General features: G+C 71.3%; 12 protein-coding genes and 3 pseudogenes. 10 read left to right on the top strand and 5 right to left on the bottom strand.

Annotation, left to right across the window (positions count from 1 at the left end; all coding sequences use genetic code 11):
• Positions 1 to 756: pseudogene (locus AB0H32_RS38580) on the bottom strand (hypothetical protein); the annotation flags it as partial.
• A 139-nt stretch (positions 757 to 895) separates the two neighbouring features.
• Here AB0H32_RS38580 and AB0H32_RS38585 point away from each other — a divergent pair.
• A pseudogene (locus AB0H32_RS38585) lies at positions 896 to 1467 on the top strand (IS5 family transposase); the annotation flags it as partial.
• A 16-nt stretch (positions 1468 to 1483) separates the two neighbouring features.
• Here AB0H32_RS38585 and AB0H32_RS38590 read toward each other — a convergent pair.
• Positions 1484 to 2071, bottom strand: a complete 588-nt coding sequence (locus AB0H32_RS38590; protein ID WP_361131098.1) for a histidine phosphatase family protein — start codon at positions 2069 to 2071, stop codon at positions 1484 to 1486.
• The gene (locus tag AB0H32_RS38595; protein ID WP_361131100.1) at positions 2059 to 2427 is read right to left on the bottom strand and encodes a hypothetical protein; all 369 of its coding nucleotides are present in this window, start codon (positions 2425 to 2427) and stop codon (positions 2059 to 2061) included. Before AB0H32_RS38595 ends, AB0H32_RS38590 begins: the two co-directional genes overlap by 13 nt.
• A 423-nt stretch (positions 2428 to 2850) precedes the next feature.
• Here AB0H32_RS38595 and AB0H32_RS38600 point away from each other — a divergent pair, with 423 nt between their 5' ends.
• The 5 genes from AB0H32_RS38600 to AB0H32_RS38620 all read left to right on the top strand — a co-directional run bounded on the left by AB0H32_RS38600 (position 2851) and on the right by AB0H32_RS38620 (position 9079).
• Positions 2851 to 3237 carry a hypothetical protein gene (locus tag AB0H32_RS38600; protein ID WP_361131101.1) on the top strand — a complete coding sequence of 129 codons (387 nt, stop codon included), beginning with the start codon at positions 2851 to 2853 and terminating at the stop codon, positions 3235 to 3237.
• 13 nt (positions 3238 to 3250) lie between these two features.
• On the top strand, positions 3251 to 5392 hold the full coding sequence (locus tag AB0H32_RS38605; RefSeq protein WP_361131104.1) for a helix-turn-helix domain-containing protein: 2142 nt from the start codon (positions 3251 to 3253) through the stop codon (positions 5390 to 5392).
• A 9-nt stretch (positions 5393 to 5401) separates the two neighbouring features.
• Positions 5402 to 5956, top strand: coding sequence for an XRE family transcriptional regulator (locus AB0H32_RS38610; protein ID WP_361131127.1), 555 nt, complete (start codon positions 5402 to 5404; stop codon positions 5954 to 5956).
• A 676-nt stretch (positions 5957 to 6632) separates the two neighbouring features.
• A complete protein-coding gene (locus AB0H32_RS38615; protein ID WP_361131107.1) occupies positions 6633 to 7955 on the top strand; it encodes an MFS transporter in 1323 nt (440 codons plus the stop codon).
• Positions 7956 to 8368: 413 nt separating this feature from the next.
• The gene (locus AB0H32_RS38620) at positions 8369 to 9079 is read left to right on the top strand and encodes a hypothetical protein (RefSeq protein ID WP_361131109.1); all 711 of its coding nucleotides are present in this window, start codon (positions 8369 to 8371) and stop codon (positions 9077 to 9079) included.
• A 151-nt stretch (positions 9080 to 9230) separates the two neighbouring features.
• Here the strand turns inward: AB0H32_RS38620 and AB0H32_RS38625 are convergent, their stop codons facing one another.
• Both AB0H32_RS38625 and AB0H32_RS38630 read right to left on the bottom strand, forming a co-directional pair.
• Entirely contained in the window at positions 9231 to 9608 is a 378-nt protein-coding gene (locus AB0H32_RS38625; RefSeq protein ID WP_361131112.1) for a VOC family protein, read from the bottom strand.
• A gap of 149 nt (positions 9609 to 9757) precedes the next feature.
• Positions 9758 to 9878, bottom strand: a pseudogene (locus AB0H32_RS38630) (transposase); the annotation flags it as partial.
• A 144-nt stretch (positions 9879 to 10022) separates the two neighbouring features.
• Here AB0H32_RS38630 and AB0H32_RS38635 point away from each other — a divergent pair.
• The 4 genes from AB0H32_RS38635 to AB0H32_RS38650 form a co-directional block, all read left to right on the top strand.
• Entirely contained in the window at positions 10023 to 13406 is a 3384-nt protein-coding gene (locus tag AB0H32_RS38635) for a DUF4132 domain-containing protein (protein WP_361131115.1), read from the top strand.
• Positions 13403 to 14518: an AAA family ATPase gene (locus AB0H32_RS38640; RefSeq protein ID WP_361131118.1), complete on the top strand. Its 1116-nt coding sequence runs from the start codon at positions 13403 to 13405 to the stop codon at positions 14516 to 14518. Before AB0H32_RS38635 ends, AB0H32_RS38640 begins: the two co-directional genes overlap by 4 nt.
• Entirely contained in the window at positions 14518 to 16935 is a 2418-nt protein-coding gene (locus AB0H32_RS38645) for a DUF5682 family protein (protein ID WP_361131121.1), read from the top strand. Before AB0H32_RS38640 ends, AB0H32_RS38645 begins: the two co-directional genes overlap by 1 nt.
• On the top strand, positions 16932 to 18053 hold a 1122-nt coding region (locus tag AB0H32_RS38650), incomplete at its 3' end, for a VWA domain-containing protein (RefSeq protein WP_361131124.1). The genes AB0H32_RS38645 and AB0H32_RS38650, both read left to right, overlap by 4 nt.

The following is an 18053-nucleotide window of genomic DNA, read 5'->3' on the forward strand; positions in this document are numbered from 1 at the left end:
CTCCACCCCGACCGAAGCGGAGCCGGTGTCGCTCATCTTCCACAGGTGCCGCAGGTCGTAGACCTGGATCTGGTGCCCTGTGGCGACGAACAGCTTGTTGCCGTACCAGGTGACACCGTCGGCGTGGCCGCTGAGCACGTCCATGTGCGGCATGTCGCCGGCCCCGCCCACCGCGCGGAAGGTGGCGCTGGTGCTGCTGGTGGAGTAGGGGTCGACCAGCAGCACGTGCTGGTAGGTGACCGAGGTGCCGGTCGACTCGGCGATGGTGATGCGCGCGTAGGCGTTGTCCTGGCCGGTGTGCGCGTAGTGCCAGGAGGCGATGTAGAGGTAGTGCCCGTTCCACGTGCCGCCGGGCTGGGCGTCGTGCGAGCCGGTCAGCCCCTGGGGCGTCCAGTCGGAGGAGGTGTCGTCGGCCTGGTTCCAGCAGAACCCGTCGTACTTGAGCGAGCCGTCGAGGTTGGTGTTGTGGCACAGGGCCGGCCGGCCCGTGTGGCCACCGTCGGCGAGGATCTGCTCGGGCGAGGCGCGCACGGACACGCTGCCGTTCGCCTCTATCGTGCGGATGGCCTGGCCGCGCTTGTCGAAATCACCGGCGCGCATCGTGTATTCGCCGCTGTGAACGGTGACCGGGGCCAGCATCGATGCGGCGGCCGCCGGGTGGGCCAGCGACAGCGTGACGGTGGACAGCAACAGGGCGAGGAACGCGCCGGCGGCCCCGCTCCATCGGCGACTTGCCGCGAACATGCTTGTGGTCATGTCGGCCGACGCTAGCGCACCTCCTGCGGCCCGCCCCCGGGCACGAGCGCCCACGCCCGCACTCTTGGAGATCGCCTCAACTGGCTTGATCACTAGGCTGGCGGCCGTGATGACGATGGTGGATCGGCTGGTTCCGAACAGGTTGTGGGAATTGTTCCACCGGCTGGTCCTGGACGAGCTCGGCACCCGCGGCGCCCTGGACTTGTCGCGGTGCGCGATCGATCGGTGAACATGCGGTCAACGAAAGGGGGGCCTGACGGGTTCGAATCCCGTAGATCGCGGCAAGAAGCGTTCAAAGATCCACTTGATCACCGAGCGGACCGGTCTGCCCCTCCCCATCGGCGTCTCCGCCGCCAACACCCATGACAGCCAGGGCTTGGAGCCCCTGGTGCAAGGCATCCCGCCCATCCGCTCCCGCCGGGCCCCGTCGACGACGGCTCGCCAAGCTCCACGCCGACAAAGGCTACGACTACGACCACCTGCGCCGATGGCTCCGGTCCCGGAACATCTCTCCGCGCATCGCGCGCAACGGCATCGAGTCCTCTCAGCGGCTGGGCCGCCACCGTGGGACCGTGGAGCGGACGGTCGCGTGGCTGTCCGGGTGTCGCCGCCTGCACCGTCGCTGTGAACGCAAAAGCGGAACACTTCCTGGCCTTCGCTGGGATCGCCGCGGCGCTCATGTGCTTCCGGCGCCTCTCGCAGCAGGCGTGAGGCAGCGTCTCTGCGGCTACGAAACGTTCCAGGCGGCCAGGAACGGCTGGCCGTCCTCGGTGGCCAGGAAGCTGAGAGTGCCTGGATGCGGATGGCCGAGCAGCCGACTGGCGGAGGCGTCGAGACCGAGCCAGCGCACCGTGAGCACGCGCGCCAGATGACCATGCGCGACGACGGCGACATCGCCGTCGTCCAGCAGCGGCCGAATCCGGTCCAGCACCGCGTCCGTGCGCGCTGCCACCTGCTGGAGCTGCTCGCCAGGTTGGTCGTCGCCGCCGGGAATGACACCGTCCCTCCACAGGTCCCAACCCGGCTTTATCTCCTGGATCTGCGCCGCGGTCAGGCCCTCGTAGCCGCCGTAGTCCCACTCCATCAGATCGGGATCGGGCCGGACGTCGGCCAGGCCCGCCAGCTCGGCCGTCCGCATAGCGCGGCTCAACGGGCTGCTGAACACCGCCACAAGATGGCGTCGGGCCAGCCTCGGAGCGAGCGCCTTGGCCGCAGCCTCACCCGCGTCAGTCAGCGGAATGTCGGTGCGGCCGGCGTGCTGGCCCGACAAACTCCATTCGGTCTGGCCATGCCTGATCACTATCAGTTCACCCATGACCGCGCACGGTATCCGACCGTGCGACACGGCCGACCACTCCTCGCCTTCACCGCCACCGCCCGCACCCTCATCTGCGACGGCTGACTCACCAACTGAGATGACCTCTTGGACGACACCTTTTGACTTCCGCTGAGTTGCGCAGATGCGCACGCCGGGGATACGCGGTCCCTGGCGATGGCGATGGCGATGGCGATGGCGATGGCGATGGCGATGGCGATGGCGATGGCGGATCCGGATGAGACCGACGCGCCGCGGCCCAACTCCGTGCCGAAGTGGCTGCCTTCGCCGCTCACCCGCCGCACCGCAGCGCTCGACTCAAGCCCCCGCACCCGCCCGCCGAACAGATCCCGCACGCGTCCGCCGAGCAGATCCCGTCAACCCTCCGCCGAGCAGATCCCGCACCCGTCCCACCGGGACCTGCCGGCCGCGCTGGGTCACCTGTCTCCGCTCGGTCTCCGCTTCGCTCTCCACATGAGCCCACACCCGCTCGATCACGCCCGCACTACGAGGCGGACAGTGCCGCCGCCCCCACCGAGCGGCTTCCGTGCATACGTGACATCGGGGCGAGGAGCGACACGCCACTCACTTGCACGCCCGCCGATTGGAGCCTTCCCGTGCCGACTGCTTGAAGCCCTCGCGTCGTTTGGTGCAGCGTCATCGGCACGGGAGCTGATCCGCCGTCCGTCGTCCGCCGTCCGCTGTGCGCTGTGCGCTGTCCGTGGGGAACGTGAAACAACAAGATGTTGTTTCGTTGAGTCGGGAGGTAGGATGGGCGCATGGCACGTGATGCTCGCGACGAGGCCCGCCTGCGGCTGTCCGCCCTCGCTGAGGACCCCAACGCCCCATGGGCTCCGGCGCGCCGCCTGGAAGAGGACGCCGCGCTGCTGGGGCGACTGCTGGCGGCCGCCGCCGGCCATCAGCAGAGCAGGGGACAGGTGCCGGACGTGGCCCCGGACGAAGTGGGTGCGGCACTCAGCCTGTTCGAGGACATGCGCCATCAGCTGGACCGCCTGGAGACCCAGGTGATCATCGAGGCCAGGCGCCGCGACATGGACTGGCGGCAGGTCGCCCGGTTCCAGGGGCTCAACTCCTCACAGGCCGCCTCGCAGCGCTACCAGCGGCTGATGACCCGGCTCGAAGAGATCCGTCAGGGCGTCAGGTAGAGGGGGAGCGCAGATGACGAACCAACCTCATCAGGAACTGCTCGCAGCTGTCGACTCGCTGCTCGCCGCCGTCGACGACGGCACCGTGCTGCCCGTCCCCGCCGAGCGGGTGAGGCTGCGTGAGGCGGCCGGGCTGACACAGGCGGCGGTGGCCCAGGCACTCGGCACGCGCGTGCCGAGCATTGAAGCGTGGGAGGCAGGCCGGGCCGAGCCGAGAGGGGAGCGCCTCGAGGCGTACCGGAGGCTGCTTGAGGGCCTCGCCCGGCGCCATCCCGCGCCCCACCCGCACTCTGGCAGCAGGCCCGCGCCCCACCCGCACTCTGGCGGTATCCCCGCGGCCCCGCCGAAACCGCCCTCCGCGCCGTCGGACCGGGCAGCGCGAGGCGCTGAAGGAGTTCCTTGTGCGAAGCCACCGGCCCAGGACGCACCACGCACTCCGGAGCCTGCTGCACAGCGCCCGCCTCGGCCGAAGCCGGCCACGCCTGATTCCGACGCGCGGTTCCCCAACGGGCCGCTGGCAGTACTGGACGGCGACGGCACCGCGTACTGCCGGGGAGGGGTGCTGCTGGAGTGCCCCGCGACAACGATCGCGCAGTTGGTCACCTGGGCGCTGAAGGAGTCCGGGCTCGGTGCCGAGAGGCTTCACCGCCACGGCAAGGATTCCGACCCGCTGATCATCCTCACGGCTCGGGCCGCCGCTCGCTTGGGACTGCCCCCCGCCCTGGAAGACCGCAGGGCGCTGCGCCTGCCCGACGACCACCCGGTGGTGCGCCAGCTGGCCCGCGCGAAATGGAAGCTGACGCGCCGCGGCTTCGGCCCCTGGCCCCGTATCTACCGGCCCGCCCAGCACGGGCACCGTCAGTGCGTGCAGCTGGCCGTCCTGCCCTGGGACGCCCTGGACACCCGCACATGGGGGAGCGCCGACCAGCTGTCCGCCCCGGAGCTGGCCCAGGTACTGGGCGACTATGCAACGAGAGTCATCGTCCCGCGCGGCTCGGCAGCTGTGAGCGGTCTTGAGCTGATGACCGCGCTGCGCCCGCCCACCCGCCCGGTCAAGGACCCTGCCACCGGCACCTGGAGCTCAGGCCCCAACCCTGGCGCGCTCACCCACCCGGTGGACCCGGCGCCGCCGGAGGCCCCCGACGAGCACCCGATCGTCGCCGCCCGCCACCCGCGTGGACACCAGCGCACTCCCGCGGACGTGCTGGACGAGGAAGCCCTGGACTGGATCCGCGATCCGGAACAGCTCACGGACGCCGAGTGCGCGAAGCCGTATGCGGTGGGCATCGACGTCAACATGGCCTTCGCCGCAGCCGCGAACCGGCTGACCGTCGGCCTCGGCGCCCCCGTTCACACCAACAAGCCGACCTTCGACAAGACGGTGCCCGGCAGCTGGCTGGTCGACCTCTCCCACATCCACTTCGATGAGCGCCTGCCCAGTCCGTTCACCCCGCACGGCATCCGGCCCGAAGGACCGGCCTGGTACGCCACCCCCACCGTCGCCTACGCCGCCGAACTCGGCCACGACATCACCCCGCTCGAAGCCTGGCTCCGTCCCGACCGCGGCTCCTACCTCGACGCCTGGTACACGCGGCTGAGGGACGCCTACCTGGTCACCATGGAACGCCTTGGTGTCACCAGCGGGATGAGCGAGAGCGACTTCCTTGCGGCAATGGAGCAGCACAAACACGCGGATGACGCCCAGGCCGTCGTACTCTCGGCGATCAAGGCGACCGTAAAGGGCGGCATCGGCAAGCTCCGCGAACGTCCCCAGGGCGCCGGTTACCGGCCCGGTGAGCGCTGGCCCGCCCTGGAACGTCCCACCTGGCGGCCCGACATCCGAGCCGCCGTCATCGCCGCCGCCCGCGTCAACATGCACCGCAAAATGCTGAAGCTCGCCGCCGCCGGGCTGTTCCCGATCGCGGTCCTGTCCGACTGTGTCGTCTACCTGTCCGACGGCCCCACCCCCCTGGACTTTCTGCCGCGCACTCCGGAAGGCAAGCCGCTGCCCGGAGGTTTCCGTCTCGGCGTCAGCCCCGGCATGGTCAAGCACGAAGGCACCCAGTCCCTGATGTGGGCGGCACAGATGCTCGACGAGGGACACAACCCCGCCCGGCACATCAAGGGCATCGACGCCGCCGCAGGCGGGGAGTAGGAGCCGATGGTGGGCATCTTCAGCGACAGCCTCGACAAGGCCACCGCCAACACCTTCACCCGGCCCCTGCCCAAGAGTCCCCAGGCGCAGATGAGGTTCCTCGTCAAGACCGCCAAGGGCACTCGGGCCACCGCCGAAGCGCTGGGCATCTCCCAGCGCACCGTCGAGCGCTACCTCACCGGCCAGATCAGAAAGCCGCGCCCGGACCTCGCCGCCCGCCTGACAGAAGAAGTCCGTCGTCGCTGGCAGCCCCGGGTACGTGAACGAGCCAGGAGACAAGCCGCCACCACCGGCGGCATCGTCATCGAAACCCGCGCCCGGTTCGGCTTCACCGCCGCACCCGGCACCACTGACGACGCCCGCATCCGCCTCGTCACCCAGCATCTGCCGCCCGCCTACGCCGCCCGACTCTTCGAAGCACAGACAGCCGGCGCCACCGACCAGCAGCTCCAGGACATCGCCGCGGAAGGCCTCCAGGAGATCTACTTCAAAGACCGCGGACGCCGAGCCTCCGGCCTGCAGGTGGCCTTCACCGACATCGACTACATCGAACTCGACTTCTGACCGATTCGACTCCTGACCGACTCGTCTGCCGACCGACTCGACTTCTGGCCCGTGACGCGCACGTACATGCCCGCACCGTCGACGGCCTGACCACCTCGCACGCTCGCACGCTCGCACCGGCACTGCGCGCCCGCATCTATGCCCGCCGGGCTTCCGCCCAGCCGACACCACTCTTCTCACCGCCCACCAACCCGCACGTTCGTAGCTGCTGCCGATCGCGAAGCCGGGAACGATCCAAGGCAGCGAGGCTCGGAAGGGTCCTCGGCTGTCCGAGCCGAGGACCCTTGGCGTCTCGCCGTGAGATTCGGATCGGTCAGACGGACGGCGGGTTCGCAAGCTTCCAGAACTGCTAGGAAACCCGCCGCAGTTGCGGACGTTGATCCCGGCGTGTTCGCTCGGGTCACCGTTGTTCCGGATGCTCAGGCACTGGCCGTTGACACCGCTGCGCAGCCCGGCATCGACCGGTGTCGAAACGCAGGCCGGCTCAGCTCGTGCGATGCGGCGATCGAGCGCTTCACGATGGCAAGCACGGACATGCGCCGGATGCTCTGATGAGGTACCGGTTCAGGGACCCGTGGGCGACCTTCACCGCAGTCAGGGGGGATGGGTGCTCGTTCCTGTCCGCGTGGCCGGATCAGCGCGCGGTGAGCAGGGCGGCGGCGTAGGGTTCCCGTCCGTGTCCGTCGCTGAGCCTCCTCTTCCCCTGCTGCGCAACGCCGCTTTCGTTCGCCTCGCACTTGCCCGGATTGTTTCCGTCCTCGGCAACGGGTTTGCCCGAGTCGCTCTGGCCTTTGCGGTGCTCTCCCTGCCCGGCGCCACTCCGGGAAAGCTCTCACTCGTCGTTGCCTGCCAGGCGGTTCCGCAGCTCGCACTGGTCCTGGTGGGTGGAGTGATCGCCGACCGGGTCCCTCGCTCCGGGCTGATGGCTGTCTCGGACATCCTCGGTGCCCTGTCCTATGGCGGACTTGCCGTCATGGTGCTCAGCGGGCACGCTCCTGTCGTCGCGCTGTGCGCGCTCGCTGCCATGGCAGGCATCGCCTCCGCCCTCTTCTCTCCCGCGATGGACGGGGTGATCCCGCAGCTGGTGCCCCCCGCCGCTCTCCAGCGTGCCAATGGCGTCCTACGGGTCGGGACCAACACGTCCCTCCTGCTGGGTCTGGCCCTGTCGGGCGTAACCGTGGCATGGGTCGGCGCCGGCTGGGCACTGGCCCTCAACGGTCTGTCCTTCGTCGTCAGTGCCCTACTCACCTCTTCACTGCGACTGGGCCGTCGCCCGCGGAAGTCCAGCTCCGGCTGGGCCGACCTGCGCGAGGGCTGGCAGGAGTTCACCTCACACCAGTGGCTGTGGGTGGTGGTCATGCAGTACGCCCTCGTAGTGGCCGCCATGAACGCCAACGCCGGTGTGCTGGGACCGCTGGCGGCGCGTGCACACTTCGGCGGGGCCCGTGCCTGGTCGCTGGTGGTCGCCGCGCAGGCCCTGGGCTCCGTAGCGGGCGCGGGGATCGCGGCGCGGACACGCGTCAGCCGGCCGATCCTGGCCGCGGTCCTGTTCACCCTGCCCACCGCCGCGCCCCTGGCCCTGCTCGGGGTCGGCGCGCCTCTTCGGGCCGTTGCCGCGGGCGCCTTCGCCGCCGGAGTCAGCCTGGACTTCTTCGGCGTGCTGTGGTCCACCACCATGCAGCGTGAAGTCCCCGAGGAGGCCTTGTCCCGGGTCAGCTCCTACGACTGGTTCGGCTCTCTCGCCCTCGCCCCGCTGAGCCTCGCCGCGGCGGGACCCGCTGCCATCGCTTTCGGCACCGACCGGATGCTGCTGGTGTGCGCGGGCCTGATCGTCACCGCCACCCTTGCGACACTCTTGTCTCCCAGCGTGCGGTCGCTGCGAGCACCGGACTCGGATCTGACCGTGCCCCTCGTGGCCGAGACAGCGACCTCTGCCAGCCCCTCGGAGCGGGACGTGCCGCTGCCCGAGACGGAGTCAGGTGATTCCACGCCCTTCTGAGCGGCTGCAGCTCGGAGTTCGATCTCGGGCCCACCGAGGCGACTTCAGCCCGCCCCGGTTCACGGATGATTCGTGAAGGGCAGGCGTGGTCCGCAGACCCCGGAGGGCAGCTCGGTCTGCGACCACCGTCGGCTGAGGTGTGCGATGTGGCCGGACGGGTCGTCAACCCAGGAACGCCGCGATGGCATCCACCGATCGGCCGGCGTCGTCGAGCCATGGTGGTGTCCGGCTCCGGGCTGGATCACGACCGAACACGGCGCATGTTGGCCTCGGGAAGTTCGGCACGGTCAAGGGCCTGGCAGGCGCATGCTGGACATGCAACGGAGTTGAAGGTGAGTATCGTGACCCGGACCCGGACCCGGACCCGGACCAATAGCCACACCCTGGCTGGCCCGCGGCAGTAGGTTGTTCTGATGACCGATTCTCTGCCGCCCGGTGGCGCCCTCCTGGACGCGGACGAGCTGGACGCCCGGTGGGCGGACGCCTGGCGCCCGGAACAGGTCGCGGAGCGGTTGGATGGGGTCAGCGCACCCTGGTGTGTCGTAGCAGGGTGGGCGCTGGATTTGTTCCTGGGAGAGCCGTCGCGGTCCCATGGCGATCTGGAGGTCGCAGTGCCCGCGGCGGGGTTCACGGAGGTTCGGGACTGCTTCCCCGAGTACGTGTTTGACGCAGTGGGCTCGGGGCGGATCTGGGCAGGAGCAGGAGCAGGAGCAGGAGCAGGAGCAGGAGCAGGAGCAGGAGCAGGAGCAGGAGCAGGAGCAGGAGCAGGAGCAGGACCTGAGGTGTTGGCGGCCACGCACCAGACGTGGCTGCGGGATCCGGCGAGCGGTCAGTTCCTCTTCGACGTCTTCCGCGAGCCGCACGAGGGCGGGACGTGGATCTGTCGGAGGGACGAGAGCCTTCGGCTGCCGTACGACGCGATCATCGAACGGACCGCGGACGGCATCCCCTATCTGGTGCCGGAGCTGGTGCTGTTGTTCAAGGCGAAGGCGGCACGGCCCAAGGATCACGCCGACTTCGACGGGGTCCTGCCACTGCTGAGCCAGGCGTGGCGCGACGTTCTTGGCGGGTGGCTGAGTCGCGCGCATCCCGGGCATCCATGGCTGGCGAGACTGACGAGGTAGTTGCGCGGGCCCTGCCGGTGGAATGCCACGGGCGATCGGCGGACTCCGAGTGCCGGCTTGCCCGATCTCGATGCCGGGCCATGGAGTGGAGAGTTTCGCGGCCGCCCTGCTCATCCGGCTCCGGAGCCGATCGACACGACCGAGCGACGGGTCAGCCGTTCGCCCGCTCCGCCGCGCTGCGTTCCACACAGAACTCGTTGCCCTCGGGGTCATACAGCGTTACCCATCCGGATCCGTCGGGCCGACGGTGGTCACCCTGCAGCGTGGCACCGAGCGAGAGGAGACGCTCGACCTCCTCGTCCCGGGTGCGGTCCTGGGGTTGAAGGTCCAGATGCACGCGGTTCTTCACTGTCTTGCGGTCATCGACCCTGACGAACAGCAAGGTGGCAGCCGCTGCGGTGACCAGGGCCTCGGGATCCCCCGGAAAGTCGTCATCGGCTAGAGAGCCGTCCAGGGCCTTGGCCCAAAAGCCAGCAAGAACATAGGGATCGGCGGAGTCGATGGTGAGGTGACGTATCAAGGAACTCATGCCCCCACCCGATCATGAACGGGTCCCGCCGTCCAGAGGCGGCCAGCCTCAGCAAGCCGCCTCACCTGACTCTGAACATGGTCGGAGAGTCAGGCTCTGGGTGGTCTTCTGCCGTAACAGGTCCGGGAGGCCGGGGCGGTCAGTCCGACGTAGGCGGTGAGGAAGAAGGCTCGTTTGAGCTGGTTGTCTCCTTGCCTGGAGGGCCGTTCGCCGTGGATCGAGGAGCCCGGATTTCCGGGTTGCCGGGGTGAGACACGGGTGGGCGGCAAGTCTCCGGTCGAGTGCACCTCGGGCGCCAGGGGCGTTGTCAGTGGGTCGGGATAGCGTGACGGCCATCTGATCAAGCGATCGATCCCGCCTGGGGTCGGCGGAGGTGGGGCTGTGTTGCGCTGGGAGTTGGCCGGGGAGGGCTCGGTGAAAGGGGACGCCGAGGGGACGGCCACCTCAGCCGCCGGACAGCCGGCGGCGGAAGGCGAGCCGGTCGTGCTGCCCGACGAGGAGACGTTCCGGATGCCGGCCGCCTGGCGGCGGCTGGTGTATCCGCGGCGGAACGGGATCGAGCGGAGCGTCGCCGACCTGCACCCGGAGGCCGAGCAGCGCACGGCGTTCAGGCTGCACGAGGAGGCGGGCTGGGTAGAGGCGATGCTCACCGCCCCGAAGAGCGACCCGCGGATCGTCGAGGCCACCCGGGCGTACATGAGCGGCCGCCACAATCCACTGGGCGCTGCGGTGCTGGCATCGCTGACGTTCCACTGGCAGTACCCGGACGGCATCTTTGCCGACGCCTGGGTCCGCGCGCACGGCCTGGCGTTCGCCGCTCAGGCGGTGGTGGACTACTTCGACGTCGAGCCGCACTACCTCCAGTCCGGTACCCGCCGCGAAGACCCCTGGCTGGGCTTCCGCGCCGGCGCGGCCACGGATGCCCATTGGGCGCGGTCGAAGTTCGCCGACCGCGTGCGCGCCCTGCTGTCCGTGGCCGACGAGGACACCTACCGGGAGACGGTCGCCGCACTGGCCGGCTGCCGGACCGGCGTACGCCGCCGGATCGTCGTGTCCTACCTGCTGCCCGCCGAGCAGGAGTGGGCCGACGAGTGCTGCGTCGACGTCATGCAGGCCGACGGGATGCTGCGGGCGATGCTGCTGTGTTCGCTGAACTCCCCTGAGCAGCTGGAGCACTTCGGCCGCCGGGCGGGCCTCGGCTGGAGCGGCTGGACGATGGCGCTCGTCGCCACCCTGGCCGAGGGCACAGGCCAGGCCTTCGCCCCGCTCCTCGACGAGGCCCTCGACCAGGCCTACAACTCCGAGACGACCAGGACCTACGCGAACGCCCTGGTCGAACTGCCGACGGACGACGCGTTCCGCCTTCTGCTGGACCGCATCGGCGACAAACAGGTCCGCCCGCACCTGCTGGAGGCGATGCGCCGGTACCCGGTGCGCGCCCTGCGCCTGCTGGGCGCGGCGGCGGCCGCCTCCGGACAGAACGCGTCGATGGCAAGCCAACTGCTCGTCGCGCATGTCCTCGCGCACGCAGGACTGGCCGCGTTCGTGCTGCCCGGTCTTCCCGCCGAGGTCGCCGACCTCGTGGCGCCGCACATTACCCGCACCGACCGGGTGGCCGAGGCTCCCGCCGAGGCGCTGCCCGCGCTGCTGGTCAGCCCGCCGTGGGCAGGCAAGCGCAAGGCCGGAAAGACGCGTGTGGCCGCCGAGGTGCCCGCGGCCCCCGAGCCGCAGGTGGCGTGGCAGCCGGGCGAGCAGGACGCCTGGTCCAAGGCCGACTCCTGGTACAGCAGGTGGCGCGTCGACTACGACTGGTCCGGCGAGATCGAGCACCTGAAGCGGACCGGGCAGCTCGGGAGCTTCAGGGACGTGCTCCTGTTCGTCGGCGGCCCCGAGGACGTCGTACGACCGCTGCTCGCCGACTGCGCCCCCGAGGACTACTGGGACGGCGAGGCGGTGCTGAAGCCGGTCGCCGCCAGGCACGGTCTGGCCGCCCTGCCGCTGATGCGGCGTGCCGCGGCCCGGCACCCGAGCACCCTGGGCGAGCTGCTGCTGCCGTACCGGGACGTCGAGGCCGCATCGCTGGTGTGCGACTGGCTGGCGAGGCTGAAGTCCGCCGACGCCACCGCCCGTGGCTGGCTGGCCCGGCACGGTCTGGACGCGGTGCCCTTCCTCGTCCCGCACGCCGTGGGGCCGGCCGGCACGGTCAGGCGCGGTGCCGAGAGGGCGCTGCGGCTGCTGGCGGACGCCCACGGCGGCGCGGCGGTCTCGGCGGCCGCTGCCGGGTGCGGCACGGAGGCCGGGGGCATCGTCGAGGAGATGCTGGCCGTCGACCCGCTGGTCAGCGCCCTGCCCGCGCGCCTGCCGGTGGTCGGGGCCTGGGCGGACCCGGCGCTGCTGCCGCAGATCCTGCTCACCGAGGGCGGCGCCCTGCCCGCCGATGCGGTCAGCAACGCCTTGATGCTGCTGGCGCTGTCCAAGCCCGGTGAGGTCTACCCGGGCCTTCAGGTGCTGACCGCGCACTGCACCGCCGACTCCCTCGCGGGCTTCGCCTGGGGCCTGTTCGAGCAGTGGCGGCTGGCCGGCATGCCGGCCAAGGACAGCTGGGCGCTGCACGCGCTCGGCGCGCTCGGCGACGACGACACCGTGCGCCGGCTCACGCCCGTCGTGCGGGCCTGGCCCGGCGAAGGCGGTCACCACCGCGCCGTGGAAGGTCTGTCCGTGCTCGCGACGATCGGCACCGACGTGGCGCTGATGCATCTGCACGGCATTGCCCAACGGGTGCCCTTCAAGGCGCTCAAGCTGCGCGCCCAGGAGAAGATCGTCGAGGTTGCCGAGGGCCTGGGCCTGACCGGCGAGCAGCTGGGGGACCGGCTCGTGCCCGACTTCGGCCTCGACGCGGACGGCAGTACCGTCATCGACTACGGCTCCCGGCAGTTCACCGTGGGCTTCGACGAGCAGCTGCGCCCCTACGTCCGCGACGCCGACGGCAAGCAGCGCAAGGCGCTGCCCGCGCCCGGCGCCAAGGACGACCCGGAGCTGGCCCCCGCCGAGCGCAAGCGGTTCGCCGCGCTGAAGAAGGACGTCCGCACTGTCGCCGCCGACCAGGTGCGGCGCCTGGAGGCGGCGATGGTGACGCAGCGCACCTGGACGACCGCGGAGTTCAGGGAGCTGTTCCTCGCTCACCCGTTGGTGTGGCACCTGGTCCGCCGCCTGGTCTGGATCGGTGTCACCGGCGGCGTGGCGACGGCCTTCAGGGTGGCGGAGGACCGCACCCTCGCCGACGTCCACGACGACGAGCTGACGCTGTCCGAGGAGACCATGGTCCGCGTGGCGCACCCGCTGCACCTGGCGGACGACCTCCACGCCTGGGCGGAGCTGTTCGCCGACTACGAGATCCTCCAGCCGTTCGCACAGCTGGGCAGGGCCGTGCACGCACTGACCGAGGAGGAGGCCGCCGGTCACCGTCTGACCCGGTTCGAGGGCGCGAGGGTGCCGGTCGGTAAGCTGCTCGGCCTCACCAAGCGGGGCTGGGAGCGCGGCGAACCGCAGGACGCGGGCGTGGAGCGCTGGTTCCACCGTCGTATCGACGACGACCGCTACCTGGTCATCGGACTCGACGAGGGCATCGCCGTCGGCGCGCTGGACGTGTTCCCCGACCAGACCTTCGAGAACGTCTGGCTCGACTCCGCCCCGGGCGACTATTGGCCCAGCCGTCGGCACCCGCTGAGCTTGGGCGACCTCGATGCGGTCACCGCTTCCGAGATCCTCGCCGACCTCACCGAGGTGACCGCCAAGTGACCGCCACCGTCGCGGTGACCGCCACCGTCGAAGAGGCCGGCCAGGAGCTGCTCCAGCGCCCGCCCGCCGAGGTCCGCCACGCGGACGAACTGGACGCCCTCCGCGCCGCGGACGACGATCCCCGCCCCCCGGGCTGGCAGCTGAGCCTGCGGGCGGCCCGCCGTTTCATCGTCGGCGACGAACAGGCCGGCATCAGCCGCAAGTTCGTCGGCAACGTCTCCCTGGTGGAGCGCGCCCTGGTGACACTGGCCACCAGCCGCGGCCTGATGCTCGTGGGCGAGCCCGGCACCGCCAAGTCGCTGCTGTCGGAGCTGATCGCGGCGGCCGTCAGCGGCAGCAGCGCGCTCACCGTGCAGGGCGGCGCGGCCACCACCGAGGACCAGATCAAGTACTCCTGGAACTACGCGTTGCTGGTCTCCGAAGGACCCTCGGCGCGCTCGCTGGTGCCCGCGCCGATGCTGCGCGGCATGACCGAGGGGCGGATCGTACGGTTCGAGGAGATCACCCGCTGCCCGCTGGAGGTGCAGGACTGCCTGCTCTCCCTGCTCTCCGACCGGGTCATCACCATCCCCGAACTGGACGGGCCCAAGGGCCTGGTCTTCGCCCGGCAAGGGTTCAACGTCATTGCCACCGCCAACACCCGCGACCGGGGCGTCAACGAGATGAGCGCCGCCCTCAAACGACGCTTCAACTTCGAGACCGTGCTGCCCATCGCCGACTTCGACACCGAACTGGCCCTGGTGGAGGCTGAGGCCGCAGCGCTGCTGCGCCAGTCCGGGGTGGAGCCGCCGCCGCGCCGGGACGTGCTGAAGGTGCTGGTCGGCACCTTCCGCGAACTGCGGGGCACCGCGGCACAGGGCGAGCGGATGTCGACGGTGATGAGCACCGCGGAAGCCGTGTCCGTGGCGCACGCGGTGGGAGTGCGGGCCTGGTTCCTGCGCGGCGAGCCGGGCGGCGCCGACGACGTGGTGGCCTGTCTGGCGGGCACGGCCGCAAAGGACAGCCCCGAGGACCTCGCCCGCCTGCGCCGTTTCCTGGAACAGGAGGCACCGCGCCGGCCCGGCCCGCAGTGGCAGGCCCTGCACGAGGCCCGTCACCTGCTGGCGGACTGATGCCGACACCGGTTCCGCCCGCCGTGTTCCTCGGCGTACGCCACCACTCGCCCGCGTGCGCCCGTCTGGTCGCCCACACGATCCGGACACTGCGGCCGGCGTTCGTACTGGTGGAGGGCCCGGCGGACATGAACGACCGGCTGGACGAACTGCTCCTCGGGCACACGCTGCCCGTTGCCGTGTTCAGCCACTACCGCGACGACGAGCGCGTCGCCACGTCCTGGACCCCTATGTGCGACTACTCCCCGGAGTGGATCGCACTGCGGGAGGGCCGCGCGGCCGGTGCCGAGGTGCGGTTCGTCGACCTGCCCGCCTGGCACCCGGCCCTCGCCGGCCACACCGACCGCCACACCGACCGCCACACCGACCGCCACACCGACCGCTACGCCGACCGCTACGCGGACGCGGAGGCACGGTACGCCGAGGCCACACGCAGGTTGTGCGAGCACTTCGCCGTCGACTCCGTGGACGCCTTGTGGGACGGGCTGTTCGAGATCACGGACCCGGGCAGCGACATGGAGGAGCTGCACGCCCGGCTCGACGCCTACTTCGACCTGGTGCGCGGCGACGCCACCGCGGATGCAGGTGACCAGGCGCGCGAGGAGTACATGGCCACCTGGGTGCGCGCTGCGCTGGCCCGCGCCGGCGACCGCCCGGTGCTGGTGGTCACCGGCGGCTTCCACCAGCCGGCCCTGCGGGCCCTGTCCGCACGGCACGTCGACGTTGCGGCCCCGGCCGACTGGCCCACGGTGCCCGAGCCGCCGGGCGGCGCCCTCGGCGGCAGCTTCCTGGTGCCGTACTCCTTCCGGCAGTTGGACGCCTTCGCCGGATACCAGTCCGGCATGCCCTCGCCCGGCTACTACCAGCGGCTGTGGGAGACGGGCCCGACGGCCGCCGGGCAGAGCCTGCTGCGCGCGGTCACCGAGCGGCTGCGCACCCGCCGGATCCCGTTGTCCACGGCCGACCTGATCGCCGCCCGCTCGCTGTCCCAGGGCCTGGCCCGGCTGCGCGGCCACCCCTACGAGACGAGGGTGGACGTCCTAGACGGCCTGGCCGGCGCGCTGATCACCGACGACCTGGACCGGCCGCTGCCGTGGACGACGCGGGAGACCCTGGGCGCCGGCACCCATCCGGTGGTGGTGGAGATGGTCGCCGCCTGCACCGGCGAGGCCGTGGGCCGGCTGCATCCGGACACGCCGCTGCCCCCGCTGGTGCACGACGTGGCCGCGCACCTTGCCCACCTCGGGCTGGCCGACGCCGACGCGCCGGTCAGACTCGATCTGACACAGGAAAGGGACCTGTCCCGCAGCCGTACCCTGCACCGGCTGCGCGTCCTGGGAGTCCCTGGCTTCACCCGCATCTCGGGCCCCACGGACGGGGCCGACCCGGTGTTCACCGAGGTGTGGGAACCCCGCCCGGCAGCAGCCGGCCGGGAGGCCGCTCTGATCGAGGCCGGTGTCTACGGGGCACACCTGGACGAGGCGGCCGCGGCGCTGCTCGGCGAGCGCATGTGCGCGGCGGGCCCCGACGCCGGGGCGCCGGCCGGGCTGCTGTTCGACGCCGTGCTGTGTGGCATAGGTCCGCTCTGCGCCGACCTGCTGGCGGCGCTCGCGGCCCAGGTGGGGCAGGTCGGTGACCTCGGCCCGCTCGGCGAGATGCTGGCGTCGGCACTGGGCCTGTGGCGGCACGACCGGGTGTTCGGCGTGGCCCGGGACCGGCTGCTGGGCACGGTGGTGGGCAGCGCCGCCGACCGGGTGTTCTGGCTGGCCCAAGGGCTGCACGGCGGCCCCGGCGTGGACCTGCCCGCGCTGCGCGCGCTCACGGCCGCGCGGGATGCACTGCGGCACGCGCCCGGCCTGCTGTCACTCACCCCCGAGTCCGCCGCCGAGGCCGCCGCCCGTATCAGCCGCGACCTGAGCGCCCCGGCCGGTCTGCGCGGCGCCGCCTTCGGCCTGCGCTGGGCGCTGGGCGTCCCGGACGATCCCGCCCCGGTGGTGCAGGCGCTCGCCGCGGCCGCGGTGGACACCCTCGGCGACTGGCTGACCGGCCTGTTCGCACTGGCCCGCGAGGAGGTCACGCACGGCACCGCGACCGAGGGACACTCCCTGATCGACATCGTCGACGGCGTCGTGTCGGCGCTGCCCGAGACCGACTTCCTCGCCGGACTGCCCGCGCTCCGCCAGGCCTTCGCCTTCTTTCCGCCCCGTGAACGCGAGCGGATCGCCGAGCATCTGCTGCAGCGCCGACAAGTGCGCGGCTCGGCCCGCTCCCTGCTGCGCACCCCCGCCGACCCCCTGCTGCTGGCCCGCGCCAGAGCCCTGGAGGAGAACGTGACCCGACTGCTCGACCGCCACGGCCTGGGGGCGGCACCCGTGAACCGGACAGTGCCCACCCCTTGCCCGGAGGCGGGCCGATGAACCCCCAGCCGCCCGACCCGACTCCGGCGCCGCCCGCCACCCCGGTGGAGCCCGACCCCGGTCTGGAGTGCTGGCGGCTGGTGCTCGGCGCCGCCGCCGAACGCTGCACCGGGCCGCTGCACGGCGAGCCCGCGGCCCGGGACGCCGCGCTGGAGTGGCTCTACGGCCGTGACCAGGACCTGCGCCGACGCGGAGTGCGCCGCGGTCCTTCCGACTCCCGTGAGGGCGGCAGCGGGCCGTCCCGGCTGACCCCCGTGGACTGGCTCGACGACATCCACCGGTTGTTCCCGAAGGAGACCGTGGAGCGCCTGGAACGCGATGCGGTGGAGCAGTACCAGATCCACGAGATCGTCACCGACCCGGACGTCCTCGCCCGCATCGAGCCCAGCCAGACCCTGCTGCGGGCCGTCCTGCGCACCAAGCACCTGATGAACCCCCACGTGCTGGCGGCCGCCCGGCGGATCGTCGAAACGGTCGTACGCCGGCTGATGGACCGGCTCCGGCCGCAGGTGCGCCGGGCGTTCACCGGCTCCCGCTCCCGCCACCCCAGCCGGCTGCCGCTCGCCCGCGACTTCGACTTCCGCACCACCGTTCGCGCCAACCTCGCCCACTACCAGCCCGACAAGCGCCGCATTCTCATCCAGCGGCCGCACTTCCACTCCCGCACCCGCCGCCACCTGGAGCAGTGGCAACTGGTGCTGCTGGTGGACCAGTCGGGCTCCATGGCCGGCTCGGTGATCCACTCGGCGGTCACGGCCGCCTGCCTGTGGAGCCTGCCGGGCCTGAAGACCCATCTGGTCGCCTTCGACACCGCCGTGGTGGACCTGACCTCCGATGTCACGGACCCGGTGGAACTGCTGATGCGGGTCCAGCTGGGCGGCGGCACCGACATCGCCCGCGCCGTCGACTACGCAGCCTCGCTCGTGGAGAACCCGCGGCGGACGATCGTCGCCCTCATCTCCGACTTCTACGAGGGCGGTGATCCGTTCCGCCTGGTGCGCACCGTGCGGCAGCTGGTCGAGCAGGGCACCACCGTGCTGTGCCTGGCCGCCCTCGACGAGGCAGCCGACCCGGTCTACGGCCGGGACCTGGCCGGACGACTGGCCGCGGTGGGCGCC

Origin of the sequence: Streptomyces sp. NPDC020362 (assembly GCF_040642095.1) — a bacterium.
Lineage (GTDB): Bacteria > Actinomycetota > Actinomycetes > Streptomycetales > Streptomycetaceae > Streptomyces.

Bases quoted from the DNA above. Each gene is read 5' to 3' on its own strand.
- AB0H32_RS38590 (WP_361131098.1), bottom strand. From the start codon at position 2,071: ATGGGTGAACTGATAGTGATCAGGCATGGCCAGACCGAATGGAGTTTG.
- AB0H32_RS38600 (WP_361131101.1), top strand. From the start codon at position 2,851: ATGGCACGTGATGCTCGCGACGAGGCCCGCCTGCGGCTGTCCGCCCTC.
- AB0H32_RS38605 (WP_361131104.1), top strand. From the start codon at position 3,251: ATGACGAACCAACCTCATCAGGAACTGCTCGCAGCTGTCGACTCGCTG.
- AB0H32_RS38620 (WP_361131109.1), top strand. From the start codon at position 8,369: ATGACCGATTCTCTGCCGCCCGGTGGCGCCCTCCTGGACGCGGACGAG.
- AB0H32_RS38625 (WP_361131112.1), bottom strand. From the start codon at position 9,608: ATGAGTTCCTTGATACGTCACCTCACCATCGACTCCGCCGATCCCTAT.
- AB0H32_RS38645 (WP_361131121.1), top strand. From the start codon at position 14,518: ATGCCGACACCGGTTCCGCCCGCCGTGTTCCTCGGCGTACGCCACCAC.